The 12,462-nt window shown below is 65.7% G+C and carries 13 protein-coding genes; 9 read left to right on the top strand and 4 right to left on the bottom strand.

Annotated features, from left to right (window positions below; translation table 11 throughout):
- Positions 1 to 124 precede the first annotated feature (124 nt).
- Together EZV60_RS06835 and EZV60_RS06840 are read left to right on the top strand one after the other, a co-directional pair.
- Positions 125 to 1,009, top strand: a complete 885-nt coding sequence (locus tag EZV60_RS06835; protein ID WP_135503630.1) for an ABC transporter permease — start codon at positions 125 to 127, stop codon at positions 1,007 to 1,009.
- On the top strand, positions 1,006 to 1,812 hold the full coding sequence (locus EZV60_RS06840; RefSeq protein WP_135503632.1) for an ABC transporter permease: 807 nt from the start codon (positions 1,006 to 1,008) through the stop codon (positions 1,810 to 1,812). The genes EZV60_RS06835 and EZV60_RS06840 overlap by 4 nt, the downstream gene beginning before the upstream one ends.
- A gap of 10 nt (positions 1,813 to 1,822) precedes the next feature.
- Here EZV60_RS06840 and EZV60_RS06845 read toward each other — a convergent pair whose 3' ends face one another.
- The 4 genes from EZV60_RS06845 to EZV60_RS06860 all read right to left on the bottom strand — a co-directional run bounded on the left by EZV60_RS06845 (position 1,823) and on the right by EZV60_RS06860 (position 4,714).
- A complete protein-coding gene (locus EZV60_RS06845) occupies positions 1,823 to 2,785 on the bottom strand; it encodes a DUF3179 domain-containing protein (RefSeq protein ID WP_135503634.1) in 963 nt (320 codons plus the stop codon).
- 83 nt (positions 2,786 to 2,868) lie between these two features.
- Positions 2,869 to 3,660, bottom strand: coding sequence for a DUF4336 domain-containing protein (locus EZV60_RS06850; protein ID WP_135503636.1), 792 nt, complete (start codon positions 3,658 to 3,660; stop codon positions 2,869 to 2,871).
- Positions 3,661 to 3,663: 3 nt separating this feature from the next.
- On the bottom strand, positions 3,664 to 4,215 hold the full coding sequence (locus EZV60_RS06855) for a peptidylprolyl isomerase (protein WP_135503638.1): 552 nt from the start codon (positions 4,213 to 4,215) through the stop codon (positions 3,664 to 3,666).
- Positions 4,208 to 4,714 (bottom strand): peptidylprolyl isomerase, encoded by a 507-nt coding sequence (locus EZV60_RS06860; RefSeq protein WP_135503639.1) that lies wholly within the window; start codon positions 4,712 to 4,714, stop codon positions 4,208 to 4,210. The genes EZV60_RS06855 and EZV60_RS06860 overlap by 8 nt, the downstream gene beginning before the upstream one ends.
- 132 nt (positions 4,715 to 4,846) lie before the next feature.
- Here EZV60_RS06860 and EZV60_RS06865 point away from each other — a divergent pair, with 132 nt between their 5' ends.
- The 7 genes from EZV60_RS06865 (at position 4,847) to EZV60_RS06895 (ending at position 12,461) form a co-directional block, all read left to right on the top strand.
- The gene (locus EZV60_RS06865) at positions 4,847 to 6,031 is read left to right on the top strand and encodes a phosphoglycerate kinase (protein ID WP_135503641.1); all 1,185 of its coding nucleotides are present in this window, start codon (positions 4,847 to 4,849) and stop codon (positions 6,029 to 6,031) included.
- Positions 6,032 to 6,282: 251 nt separating this feature from the next.
- Entirely contained in the window at positions 6,283 to 7,779 is a 1,497-nt protein-coding gene (locus EZV60_RS06870; RefSeq protein WP_135503643.1) for a fused MFS/spermidine synthase, read from the top strand.
- 123 nt (positions 7,780 to 7,902) lie between these two features.
- Positions 7,903 to 8,796 carry a fructose bisphosphate aldolase gene (locus EZV60_RS06875; protein WP_135503645.1) on the top strand — a complete coding sequence of 298 codons (894 nt, stop codon included), beginning with the start codon at positions 7,903 to 7,905 and terminating at the stop codon, positions 8,794 to 8,796.
- Positions 8,797 to 8,865: 69 nt separating this feature from the next.
- Positions 8,866 to 9,501 carry a sulfotransferase family protein gene (locus tag EZV60_RS06880; RefSeq protein WP_135503647.1) on the top strand — a complete coding sequence of 212 codons (636 nt, stop codon included), beginning with the start codon at positions 8,866 to 8,868 and terminating at the stop codon, positions 9,499 to 9,501.
- A gap of 197 nt (positions 9,502 to 9,698) precedes the next feature.
- Positions 9,699 to 10,244 carry a hypothetical protein gene (locus EZV60_RS06885; protein ID WP_135503649.1) on the top strand — a complete coding sequence of 182 codons (546 nt, stop codon included), beginning with the start codon at positions 9,699 to 9,701 and terminating at the stop codon, positions 10,242 to 10,244.
- Between the two features lie 147 nt (positions 10,245 to 10,391).
- Positions 10,392 to 11,708: a glutamine synthetase family protein gene (locus EZV60_RS06890; RefSeq protein ID WP_135503651.1), complete on the top strand. Its 1,317-nt coding sequence runs from the start codon at positions 10,392 to 10,394 to the stop codon at positions 11,706 to 11,708.
- Between the two features lie 75 nt (positions 11,709 to 11,783).
- Positions 11,784 to 12,461: a type 1 glutamine amidotransferase gene (locus EZV60_RS06895; RefSeq protein ID WP_135503653.1), complete on the top strand. Its 678-nt coding sequence runs from the start codon at positions 11,784 to 11,786 to the stop codon at positions 12,459 to 12,461.
- The last annotated feature ends 1 nt before the right edge of the window (position 12,462 follow it).

Here is a 12,462-nt window from a genome sequence, read left to right on the forward strand (position 1 = left end):
CGTCTCCTGAAATTGATTTTTGACAATAAACGCCCGTCGGACGCCACGACTGTAGCCTGCCATTCGCGGGGGGTGGTGGAAAAGTCCGGAAAACCTTGCCTTTACAGCGGCAAAGGAGGCAGCCATGTTCAGCTTCTGCGCTGATCCCGAAACCCTCGACAGCCTGCGCTGGCTCGCCTGCTACCTGACCACGGCCAAGCACGCCAATCTCTACACCGCGACGCTGGTGGTGCTGGCGCTCCTGGCCATCACCGCGCCTGCCGCCATGATCTTCGGCTTTGGCGGGGCCATGGCAGCGCGCTCGCGCCTCCTGCCGCTTCGGGTCTTCGGCCACGGCTATATCTCGATTGTGCGCGGCGTGCCGGACATCGCCTTTTTCCTCTTCTTCGTGATCGCACTAGACCAGGGCTTCGAGTGGATCCGCCACAAGGTCAAATGCCCCGACTGGGATGAGCCGATCCGGCAGGGCAACGATTTCATCGTTTGTGCCGAAGCCAAGCTGCCGCTTGGCACCTCCGCGCAATGGATCCATGAAACCTACGGCTTCTTTCTGGCCGTGCTGACCTTCGCCATCGTCTTCGGCGCCTTCTGCGCCAACGTGCTTTACGGCGCCATGCGCGCCGTGCCCCGCGCGCAGCTGGAAACCGCCGAGGCTTATGGCATGTCGCGCCGCCAGACCTTCTGGCGCATCCTCGTGCCGCAGATGTGGGTCTACGCCCTGCCCGGTCTGGGCAATCTCTGGATGGTGCTGACCAAGGCCACGCCGCTCCTCTTTCTGCTGGGCGTCGAGGATATCGTCTACTGGGCGCGCGAGTTGGGTGGCACGGCCAATCCGCGCTTTACCGACTATCCCCACGGCGACTGGCGCATGTGGTACTTCCTCGCGCTGCTGGTCTTCTACCTCGGCCTCACGCGAATCTCCGAGATCGCGCTCGACCGCCTGATGATACGGCTCAGCCACGGGCAGGCCACAACGGGCGGCGAAGCCCTGAGAAAGGCCGCGACATGAGCTGCTGGCAAACCGTTCAGGACTACGCGCTGCGCTCTCTGGGTATCGGAGAGCGGCTGCTGCCGCGCGAGGGCTATACGCTCTGCGAGCATTTCACGCTGATCGGCTCGGGCCTCATCTGGAATATCTATTTCGGCGTGCTGGCGCTCTTCTTCGGGTTCTTCCTCGCCACCACCGTGGCCTTGGGCAAGGCCTCGAAGAACCGGCTGATCCGCAAGCCGTCGGAATGGTTCATCTTCATCTTCCGCGGCTCGCCGCTCTTCATCCAGTTCTTCTTTTTCTACGCCCTCTTCCTGTCGCTCAAGTCCCGGTTCGAGATCTTCGATCCCTTCACCTCTGCCGCCATTGGCGCGCTCATCGTGCTCTTCCTCAACACCGCCGCCTATTCCGGAGAGATCTTCTACGGCGCGCTGCGCTCGATCCCCAAGGGCGATGTCGAGGCCGCGGACGCCTACGGCTTCACCGGCTGGACGCGCTTTCGCCGGATCATCTGGCCCACCATGCTGCGCCTCGCCTGGCCCGCCTACACGAACGAGGCGATTTTTCTCTTCCACGCCACGGCGCTCGTCTTCTTCTCGGCCTTCCCGGCCTGGCAGCAACGCGGCGACGCGCTCTATTACGCAAGCTTTTTCGCGGACAAGACCTTCAACCCCTTCATCCCCTACCCGATCTTCGCGTTCTACTTCATCCTGCTCAGCCTGTCGGTGATCGGGGTCTTCGCGCTGATCAACCGTCGCCTCAATCGCCACATGCCGAAAGAATACCGCGCGCGATTCAAGCCCCGGATGAACCTCATCCGCTAAGCCTGTCGACTCAGTCGATCATCCAGCGCCCGTCGGGAAAGAACGCATGAAAGGCGAAGGCGAAAAGCATGTCATGCGCCAGGTCGCGGCCTTGGCCATCACGCACCCGCACCGTGCCCACGTCGCGCCCGTCGGCAACGCGCCCCGCATCCAGCGCCGAGGCCTGCCCGGCCTCCCAACTCAGCACGACGCCCGCCTCGGCGATCCGCCCGGCCTTGCGCACGCGGCTCATCGGCCAGGCCCGGTCGCCCACCCGCACGACCCGCGCCAGCGGGTGGATGCCATGCGGCGGATTTTCCCCGGAATAAAGAAACGGTCGAGACGCCCGGTCATAGCCGGCATAGGGATTGCGGCCGTAATCGCGCGCCGCGCCCGGCGGCTGAAGCACCTCGCCCTGCGGGTGGCGCGCGCGAAACTGCGCCCAGCTTTCCATCACGGCGGGGATCTGCCGCAGCTCCCTGCCGGTCAGCTCGCCCACGATGGCCTCGCCTACCGCCTGCTGCCACCAGCTTTCGGTCTGGCGGTCATACATCACCATGTCCGAATGACGCAGCTTGCCGGTGACCCCGAAACTCAGCACACGCCCGCCCACGCGCCGGTCGAACACCAGCCCGGAATTGCATAAGGGGCAGAAGGTCACCGCGACCGGCACGCCCGCGACCCGATCATTCACGATCTCGTGCCACATGAGATACCGGATCGGATAAGCCCGCGCGCGCCCGCCAAGGCTCAGTGAAATTACCGCCTCCCGCGGGGACAGCCGCGTCTCGCGCGCCACCGGCGCAAAACGCGGGGCGTCTATCGCGGGAATGCCGTCGCGTCCCGGCCCGCCAGACTGGATCTCGACCCAGCTCTCGACACTCTTTCGGCTGAAATCCGTGCCCGGCCACTCGTGCCGCCAGAAGGCCGGATCGGCCAGCGCGGGCGTGACCATCAGCGCAAGAACAAAGGGCAGGATCCAACGGGGTCGCATGGCATCGCTCCATTCCGGGCCGCCCCATCCTGCGCCCTTGGCGGCGGGTTCACCAGCCCCCGCACGCGGATGTGACGCACAGTTTACCGCCGCGACGCCTCGCCCGCCTTCTGCGCGGCCAAGGCCCGCTCCCAGGCCCTCGCGCCCAGAACCCGGCGAAACGCCCGTTCCAGCTCGGCAGTGCCGTCGCGCCTGTACCACCGGCCGTGCGAAAGAATGACCCGCCGCGCGCCCCAACCGATCACCGTCTCCAGATCCCCCGCCATCGCGTTCTTGTCGCGAAAACTCCAGCGGATCAGCGGCGGCGTCTTGCCGTCACTGTCATCGATCCCGTTCAGCCACACGAAAGGCCGGCACCGCGCGGGCAGCTTTTCGGTCTCGAACGCCTGGATCAGGTCGGTCAGGATTGTCGTCGCGGAGGCCTTGTGATGAAACACTACCTCCTTGTGCCAGCGGCTGCCCTTGATCAAAAGCTGCTCGATCTGTCCGGCCCAGGGCGTCTCCGGGCCCGCGCCGCACAGCACCTCGCCCTCAGGCAGTGTCACGCCGGAACGCGCCGCCCGGTCCCGCGCGCCGGGGCTCAGCCAGACGGCGGCCTCGGGAAAGGCCGCGGCCCACGCGTTCAGATACAGAAAATGAAACTGGTTCGGTGCGATCAGATGCGCGACCGGGCCTTCGGCTTCGATCTCCCGGCGCAATCCCTCGGTCAAAGGCGTGGGCGAATGCACCCAAAGCCCGCCATCTCGCAGCCGGACCACCGTGGCGCGCGTGGGGAAAGGAAACCCCATCACCCGCACCGCCGCGCCGTCGATGATCCAAAGATCGTCGGCCACGGGCTTGAGCGTATCCAGAGGCTCGTATCCCGTGGCCGTCATAAGTCAGTCCGTGACCGTGACCGACTGCATCACGTCGGGCTGGCCGATCACGGCACCGTTCTGGCCTTCACCGCGCTTGATCTGGTCGACCACGTCCATGCCGTCCGTGACCTCGCCCACGACCGTGTATTGCCCGTTCAGGAACTCTCCGGGGGCGAACATGATGAAGAACTGGCTGTTGGCGCTGTCGGGATTTTGCGCGCGGGCCATGCCCACCACGCCCCGCTGGAACGGAATGTCCGAGAATTCGGCCTGCAGGTCGGGCCGGTCGCTGCCGCCCATACCGGCGCGGCGCATGTCGCCGCCCATCTTGCCGAACTCCACGTCGCCCGTCTGCGCCATGAACCCGTCGATCACCCGGTGAAAGACGACCCCGTCATAGGCGCCCTCTTCGGCCAGCGCGGTGATCTGCTCGACATGGCCCGGGGCCACGTCCTCGAACAGATCGATCTGCACGGTGCCGTTGGCCTCGCCCGCCACCTCGATGGTCAGGCCGGTGGCCAGCGCAGGCGCGGCCAGAATACTTAAGGCTGCTGCCGACAAGAACTTATGCATCCGCGGCCACCTTCACGCTGATCATCCGGTCGGGGTTCGCGGGCGGCTCGCCGCGCGTAATCGCGTCCACATGCTCCATGCCCGAAATCACCCGGCCATAGACCGTGTATTGCCGGTTCAGGAAATGGTTGTCCTTGAAGTTGATGAAGAACTGGCTGTTGGCACTGTCAGGGTTCTGGCTGCGCGCGGCCCCCAGCGTGCCCCGGTCATGCGGCACGCCCGAGAATTCGGCCTTGAGATCGGGCAGGTCGCTGCCGCCGGTGCCCGCGCGCCGCAGGTTGAAATCCTTTTCCATGTTGCCGTTGGCCACGTCGCCCGTCTGCGCCATGAAGCCGTCGATCACCCGGTGAAAGGCGACGTTGTCATATTGGCCCGCGCGCGCCAGTTCCTTCATGCGCTCGCAATGGCCCGGCGCCACGTCGGGCAGAAGCTCGATGGTGACGGTGCCGTCTTTCAACTCCATCAGGATGGTGTTCTCGGGGTCCTTGATTTCGGCCATGCGGCCCTCCTTTGTCTCGTCCTGTCGCCCCGTTACCTAGGCCCTCCCCCGGGCTTTGCCAAGCACGGAGGTTGACGCCACGCGCGCCCCGCGCCAAAAGGCGCCCGACCACGGTGACGGCAGGAGGCGCGCATGGCCTGGAAAACCCTCGACGACATGGATCTTTCCGGCAAGACGGTGCTGACCCGCGTGGACATCAACGTGCCCGTGGAAAACGGCCGCGTGACCGACGCGACCCGGATCGAACGCATCGTGCCCACGGTGTGCGACATCCTGGCCAAGGGCGGCAAGCCGATGCTGATCGCCCATTTCGGACGGCCCAAGGGCAAGGTCGTGGATGCCATGTCCCTGCGGCCGCTGGTGCCCGCGCTGAAAGACGCGCTGGGACGGTCCGTGCGCTTCATCGAAACCCTCGACGGGGCCGAGCAACTGACCGACGAGATGCGCGCCGCCGATGTGCTCTTGCTGGAAAACATCCGCTTCCACCCGGGCGAAGAGGCCAACGATCCGGCCTTCGCCCAGCGCCTTGCGGGGCTCGGCGATGTCTACTGCAACGATGCCTTCTCGGCCGCGCACCGCGCGCACGCCTCGACCGAGGCGCTGGCGCATCTGCTGCCGTCCTGCGCGGGCCGCCTGATGGAGGCGGAACTCACCGCGCTCGAGGCCGCCCTTGGCACACCCAAGCGGCCCGTGCTGGCGCTGGTGGGCGGCGCGAAAGTCTCGACCAAGCTCGACCTTCTGTCGAACCTCGTGGAAAAGGTCGACATGCTGGTGATCGGCGGCGGCATGGCCAACACGTTTCTGGCGGCCCAGGGCCTCGATGTGGGAAAATCGCTCTGCGAGCATGACATGACCGACACCGCCCGCGCCATCGCCGAGAAAGCCGCGCAGACGGGCTGCGAAATCCTGCTGCCCCGTGACGTGGTCGTCGCCAAGGAATTCCGCGCCGGCGCCGAGGCGCAGGTCGTGGCCGCGGAAGACTGCCCCGAGGACGCGATGATCCTCGATGCGGGCCCCGACAGCGTCTTTCACATCACCGCAGCGATGGACCGCGCGCAGACACTCATCTGGAACGGCCCTCTGGGCGCGTTCGAGATCGAGCCTTTTGACGCCGCCACCAACGCGGCGGCGGCCCACGCCGCAGGGCTCAGCCGCTCGGGCAAGCTCGTCTCGGTCGCGGGCGGCGGCGATACCGTGGCCGCGCTCAACAAGGTCGATGCAGCCTCGCAATTCACCTATATCTCCACCGCCGGCGGGGCCTTCCTCGAATGGATGGAAGGCAAGACCCTGCCCGGCGTCGCGGCCCTGGGCGGGTAATCCAGTAGCGCGCGCCAAGGCGCGCAAGAGCTCATCTCGCCGTCGCTTGCGCGCCGGCTCGGGGCATGTGGCCGGTGTGACGCGCCTGCTTGATCGCTGCGTGGGTGCGACCTCCGGTAGCCTCCGGCGGGCGCGTTTTTCCCAACAGGAAGTAACGACGCTGGCGCGATGGGCCGGGCGTCACATTCGGCTTGTATCGGCGCGCGGGATCGGGTCCTCTCTGCCCGGTTGAACGGAACGGGCGGCAGGCCATGACGCAAAGCATTCCGATCTGGCTTCTGGTGCTGGCCCAGGGCGTGATCAGCGCGGCCTCGCTTGTCGTCGAGATCGTGGCGGGCCGGATGCTCGCGCCGCATGTGGGTATGTCGCTCTACACCTGGACGGCGGTGATCGCCGTGGTGCTGGCGGGCTTTTCCGCCGGGCACTGGTGGGGCGGCCGATTGGCCGAAAAACCGGCGGAGGCCTCGCTGCGCTGGACCGGCGGCGCGCTTCTGGCCGGCGCGGTGACAACCGCGCTTGCGGTGCTGCTTCTGCCGCTGGCCGCGGGGGCCGTTCTTTCGGCCACGGGCCACCCGGTCTGGGGCATCACCGGACTGACCTTGCTGGTCTTCTTCCTGCCGTCCTTTTTCGCCGGCGTCCCGGCGCCGGTTCTCACCCGGATCGCGGTGATCTCGCAGACGCGCACCGGGCCCGCCCTTGGGGCGATGTTCGCCTCGGGCGCCATCGGGGCCATCGCCGGTACGCTTCTGGCGGGGTTTCTCTTCATCTCCTGGCTCGGCTCCGCGACCACTCTGGCCGTGGTCACCTGCGTCTACGTGGCCTCGGGCGTGCTCTTCTTCTGGCTGGGCGGACTGCGCCGCGCGGGCGTGTTGCTTGTCATGGCGCTCGGCGGCGCGGGTCTTGCCGGACTGGCGCTCGCCGCCCCCGCGCCCTGCGACCGCGAAAGCCGCTATTTCTGCCTGCGGGTCGAGGACCTCTCGGCAGATCCCGCCGACCCCGTGCGCCTCATGGTGATCGACCACCTCGCCCACGGGATCAGCGGGCGCGACCTTCCGCAGGTGCAGTTCACCGAACACACCGCCATGCTCGAACGCCTGTCGACCCTGCGCGCCCCGCGGCCCGATTTCACCAGCTTTCACATCGGTGGCGGCAATTACGCCGTGCCGCGATCCTTCGCCGCGCAGGGTACCGGCCCCATCACCGTGGCCGAGATCGACCCGGAGGTAACCGCGCTGGCCGCCTCTCACTTCTGGTTCGATCCCGCCACCGCCGCTGTTCTGCACGAGGACGGGCGCCGCGCGCTTCTGTCTCGCCCCGATGCGCGCTACGATATCATCCTCGGCGACGCCTTCACCGATGTCGTGGTGCCGGTGCATCTCGTGACGCAGGAATTCTTCCGCCTCGCCGCAAGCCGCCTGACACCAGAGGGCAGCTTTCTGATGAACGTCATCGACCACGAGGACAATCTCGCCGCCATCGCCTCGATCGTGGCGACCATGCAGACGGTCTTCCCGGTGGTCGAGGTCTGGACCCAGCAGATCCAGCCAGACCCGGGACAGCGCATGGTCTTCGTGGTGGTGGGCGGCCAGAGCCCGACCCCGGTCGATTCCTTCACCGTGCCTGCCCCGGACCAGACCCGCTTCGGTGCGCTGAGCAGCGGCATGGTGACAGGTCTCGCCCGGCAGCGCGGGCAGATCCTGACCGATGATTACGCGCCCATCGACCGCCTCATGGGCCGGCGCGATTAATTCGCAGACACGCGCGCCAAAAGCCATACACCGGCGCGGCTGTTAGCGTCATCGGAATTGCATGTCTTTCCGCGCTCGCCTAAGACAACCACAACCAGACAAGAAACATCCGGGGGACGCGCCATGTCGAAGGCCGAACAGACAAAAAAGATCCGCGATGGCCAGGGCTTTATCGCAGCACTCGACCAATCGGGCGGCTCCACGCCCAAGGCGCTGCGGCTCTACGGCATCGACGAAGACGCCTATGCCAACGATGACGAGATGTTCGACCTCATCCACGAGATGCGCGCCCGCATCGCCACAGCACCCGCCTTTACCGGCGACAAGGTGCTGGGCGCCATCCTCTTCGAGCAGACCATGGAGCGTGAGATCGCGGGCAAGCCCTCGGCCGCCTTCCTTTGGGAAGAGCGCGGCGTCGTGCCGTTCCTCAAGGTCGACAAAGGGCTCGCGGACGCGGCCGATGGCGTGAAGGTGATGAAGCCCATGCCGGATCTCGCCGACCTCCTGAAGCGCGCGAATGCCGCCGGGATCTATGGCACCAAGATGCGCTCGGTGATCGACGCGGCCTCGCCCGCCGGTATCGCTTCGGTCGTCGACCAGCAGTTCGAGATCGCCGGAGAGATCCTCGACGCGGGCCTCGTGCCGATCATCGAACCGGAAGTCACAATTTCGATCTCCGACAAGGCCGAGGCAGAGGGGCTGCTTTTGCACGCCATCGCCACCCATCTCGACACGCTGCCCGAGGGGCGCGAGGTGATGCTCAAGCTCACCCTTCCCGAGGTCGCCAACCACTACGCACCGCTGGTCGAGCATCCCCGCGTGCTGCGGGTCGTGGCGCTCTCGGGCGGCTATTCGCGCGACGAGGCGAACAACCGGCTCTCCAAGAACACCGGCATCATTGCCAGCTTCTCGCGCGCGCTGACCGAAGGCCTCTCTGCACAGCAGTCCGACGACGAGTTCAACAAGACCATCGCCGCCTCCATCGACGGCATCTACAAGGCCTCGGTCGCGGGCTGATCGCGCTCAGGCTGTAATCCTCGACAGCGCCGCCCGTCTCGCGCAGACTGACCGCGGGAGGGCCACATCATGACATTGCAGATCATCGGCTCGGGCTTCGGGCGCACCGGCACCAAATCGCTCAAGGCCGCGATCGAGCGGCTGGGATTCACACCCTGCCACCACATGCACGAGGTGGTCGAGAACCCGGCCCAGGTCGCCCATTGGCAGGCCATCGCAGAAGGCCGCCCGGTCGACTGGGAGGCGGTCTTCGCCGGTTACGCGGCCCAGGTCGACTGGCCCGGCGCGCATGTCTGGCGCGAGCTGGCCGAGTCCTGCCCAGAGGCCCGGATCATTCATTCCGTGCGCCCCGAAGACAAATGGTGGGCCAGTTTCGAGCGCACCATCGCCAAGCTGCTGACCCTCTACCGCGACCTGCCCCTGCCGCCGCATATCCGCGACATGATGGACGCTTTCGACCGGATGGTCGTGCAGACCACCTTCGCGGGAAAGATCACCGACAAGGCCACCGCTCTCGCCGCGTACCGCCAGCGAGAGGCCGATGTGCGCGCCGCCCTGCCGCCCGAACGCCTGCTCGTGTTCGACGTGGCCCAAGGGTGGGACCCGCTATGCGACTTTCTGGGTCTGCCCGCACCGGACGAGCCTTTCCCGCATCACAACCTGCGCGCCGATTTCTGGGAGGTTCTGGGGGGTGAACCGGCCTGACATGGCGCAAGCGGCCAGCAGCCGACCCCGGCATTCCGTGCGGCAATCCATCCTGATTGATCCGCCAAACTTCAAGGTCATGTATCACCCACTGCCGGGCCAACGCCATCTCGTGCAAAAGTGTCCGTGAGATATAGGTATTCCGGTAGACCGGTCTTCCCGGTTCAACCGCTTTTTCAAAACAAAAGGTCATACTCATGAGATTGCTGATTTGCGCTGCAGTCGCAGCGACGCTCGCGCTCGCCGGATGCGTCCCGATACCGATTGCGCAGAAGGCCTATGTGCCGAACCCATCCGATACCACACCGAGACACGGCAGCGGTTGCGCATTCAACGAGGCCAGAACAACCGGTGACCGTAAGGTGGGCGACGCCACGGTATCCGTCTCTTTGTCGGTAGAGGACAAAGCTGGTGAAACCGCCCGCGCACGTCTTTGGCTCTTCGTCGATCGACCAGCCTCGTCGAAAAGGGTATCGGTTACCGCGTCGCGTATCAGGCTTCTGGACGACGGCAGAACCCTGACGGCACGGCCCGTTTCTTTCGAGGAAAAAACGGTCAAGAATGGGACGCATTCGACGGCGGTTCTTGTGTTCACTTCTCCATCTGGCATGGGCGAGAAATTGAGCCTGACATTTGATCCGGGCGCAATCCGGATTGGTGGGCGGGCGATCCCCTTCGCGCCCATTCGTTTTGAGAAAAAGGAAGGCCCCGCAATTTACATATTTCCCTGCATCCCGACATGACCTCCGTTGCGACTGTTTACAAAAGCTTTTTCCGAGCCGTCGCGCGCGACGAACGTCCCAAAGCCGAACGCCCCGCTTTTTGATCAAATTCCCTTGTCCGCCGCCCCCCTCCGGCGCTAGGGTGCGCGCATTAAGCCGGGTGCCCCCATGAACCTTCAGGATTACCAGACCTTCCGCGTGGCCGCCTGCGACCTCAACGGGCGCATGCGCGGCAAGCGCGTGCCGGGCGATTATGCCCCGAAGCTCGCCAAGGGCGCGGTGCGCATGCCGCTCTCGGCCTGCAATCTCGACATCTTCGGCGCCGATATCGAAGACAGCCCGCTTGTCTTCGAGACCGGCGATGCCGACGGCGTCCTGCTGCCCACCGACCGGGGCCCGGTGCCCCAGCCCTGGCTCGAGATCGCGCAGCCACTGGTGCCGATGGCCATGCATCATGACGACCTCACCCCGTTCGAGGGCGACCCGCGCCACGCGCTCTGCGCCGTGCTCGACCGGTTTGCGGCCCGCGGCTGGACGGTCATCGCCGCGACCGAGCTGGAATTCACCCTCGTGGATGACAGCGGCGACACGCTCGCGCCGGTGCGCGACCCCCTGACCGGTCGCCCGGTCGAACTGCCCGACGTGCTTTCGATGGCGCAGATGGACAGTTTCGACGATTTCCTGTCCGATCTCTATCGCTGCTGCGCCGAAATGGGCATCCCCGCCCAGACCGCCACCTGCGAGGTCGGGCTGGGACAGTTCGAATTCACCCTCAGCCACCAGAACGCCCTGCGCGCCGCCGACGACACCTGGCTTTTCAAGCGCCTGATCCGCCGGCTCGCCCGCAATCACGGCTTTGCCGCCACCTTCATGGCCAAGCCATTCCCCGAGGATGCGGGCAACGGCATGCACATGCATTTCTCGGTTCTGGACAAGACCGGCAAGAACGTCTTCGACAATGGCGGCGAGGACGGCACAGAGGTGCTGCACCATGCGCTTGCGGGCTGTCTGGCCGCGATGCACGACAGCACGCTCATTTTCGCGCCGCACGCCAATTCCTACGACCGGCTGGTGCCCGGCGCCCATGCCCCCACCGCGATCTGCTGGGCCTATGAGAACCGCACGGCGGCCCTGCGCGTGCCCGGCGGCGCGCCCGCCGCCCGCCGGATCGAACATCGCGTGCTGGGCGGCGACACCAACCCTTACCTCACCTTCGCCGTGGTGCTGGGTGCCGCCATGACCGGGATTGAAGACGCAACACCCCCGCCCGATCCCATCGAAGGCAACGCCTACGATCTCGATCTGCCGCAACTGGCCCCCAACTGGGAAAGCGCCATCGACGCCTTCGAGACCTCGAAAACCATGGCGCGGATCTTCACGCCCGACCTGATCGCCAATCTGGTGCTGACCAAACGGCAGGAATGGAAAGAGATGCGCCAAAGGCCTGCGCCCGAGCACTGGAAAATCTACCTCGAAACGGTTTAGTCTGCGCCAAGCCTCCGGCTGGACGCGGATCTGCCGCTGCGCTAGCCTGGAATTTGATCAAATTATCGGTGACCCATGAAGATCGGTATCCTCCTGACCGGCCACGCCCTGCCCTCCCTGATCGACAGCATCGGCGATTACGACGCGATTTTCGCGCAGATGCTTGACGGTCACGGCTTCGACTATGCCCGCTTCGACGTGGTCGACGGGCAGTTCCCCACCGGCCCCGAGGCCTGCGACGGCTGGCTCATCACCGGCTCCAAGCACGGCGCCTACGAAGATCACGACTGGATCCCGCCGCTGGAGCAGCTCATCCGCGAAATCCACACCTCGGGCCGTCCCCTCGTGGGCGTCTGCTTTGGCCATCAGATCATCGCGCAGGCGCTCGGCGGCCGCGTCGAAAAGTTCCAGGGCGGCTGGTCGGTGGGCCGCACCGAATACCAGATCGACGGCGCGCCCATGGCACTCAACGCCTGGCACCAGGATCAGGTCGTCACCCCGCCGGAAGGCGCGGAAATCATCGGCCGCTCGGCGTTCTGCGAAAACGCCGCCATGGTGATCGGCGACAACATCCTGACGATTCAGCCGCATCCTGAATTCACGCCCCACGTGCTCGGCACCGTCATCGACGAGCGCGGCAAGGGGCTCGTGCCGGACGACCTGCTCAACAACGCCACCGCAAATCTCGACACCCCCACCGACAGCGCGCGCTTCGCCCAAAGGATCGCGGCACATCTCAAGAAAGGCGCCTGAC

This window comes from Roseovarius aestuariivivens (assembly GCF_004761875.1).
GTDB classification, from domain to species: Bacteria; Pseudomonadota; Alphaproteobacteria; order Rhodobacterales; family Rhodobacteraceae; genus Roseovarius; species Roseovarius aestuariivivens.

Bases quoted from the DNA above. Each gene is read 5' to 3' on its own strand.
- EZV60_RS06835 (WP_135503630.1), top strand. From the start codon at position 125: ATGTTCAGCTTCTGCGCTGATCCCGAAACCCTCGACAGCCTGCGCTGG.
- EZV60_RS06840 (WP_135503632.1), top strand. From the start codon at position 1,006: ATGAGCTGCTGGCAAACCGTTCAGGACTACGCGCTGCGCTCTCTGGGT.
- EZV60_RS06845 (WP_135503634.1), bottom strand. From the start codon at position 2,785: ATGCGACCCCGTTGGATCCTGCCCTTTGTTCTTGCGCTGATGGTCACG.
- EZV60_RS06850 (WP_135503636.1), bottom strand. From the start codon at position 3,660: ATGACGGCCACGGGATACGAGCCTCTGGATACGCTCAAGCCCGTGGCC.
- EZV60_RS06855 (WP_135503638.1), bottom strand. From the start codon at position 4,215: ATGCATAAGTTCTTGTCGGCAGCAGCCTTAAGTATTCTGGCCGCGCCT.
- EZV60_RS06860 (WP_135503639.1), bottom strand. From the start codon at position 4,714: ATGGCCGAAATCAAGGACCCCGAGAACACCATCCTGATGGAGTTGAAA.
- EZV60_RS06865 (WP_135503641.1), top strand. From the start codon at position 4,847: ATGGCCTGGAAAACCCTCGACGACATGGATCTTTCCGGCAAGACGGTG.
- EZV60_RS06870 (WP_135503643.1), top strand. From the start codon at position 6,283: ATGACGCAAAGCATTCCGATCTGGCTTCTGGTGCTGGCCCAGGGCGTG.
- EZV60_RS06875 (WP_135503645.1), top strand. From the start codon at position 7,903: ATGTCGAAGGCCGAACAGACAAAAAAGATCCGCGATGGCCAGGGCTTT.
- EZV60_RS06880 (WP_135503647.1), top strand. From the start codon at position 8,866: ATGACATTGCAGATCATCGGCTCGGGCTTCGGGCGCACCGGCACCAAA.
- EZV60_RS06885 (WP_135503649.1), top strand. From the start codon at position 9,699: ATGAGATTGCTGATTTGCGCTGCAGTCGCAGCGACGCTCGCGCTCGCC.
- EZV60_RS06890 (WP_135503651.1), top strand. From the start codon at position 10,392: ATGAACCTTCAGGATTACCAGACCTTCCGCGTGGCCGCCTGCGACCTC.
- EZV60_RS06895 (WP_135503653.1), top strand. From the start codon at position 11,784: ATGAAGATCGGTATCCTCCTGACCGGCCACGCCCTGCCCTCCCTGATC.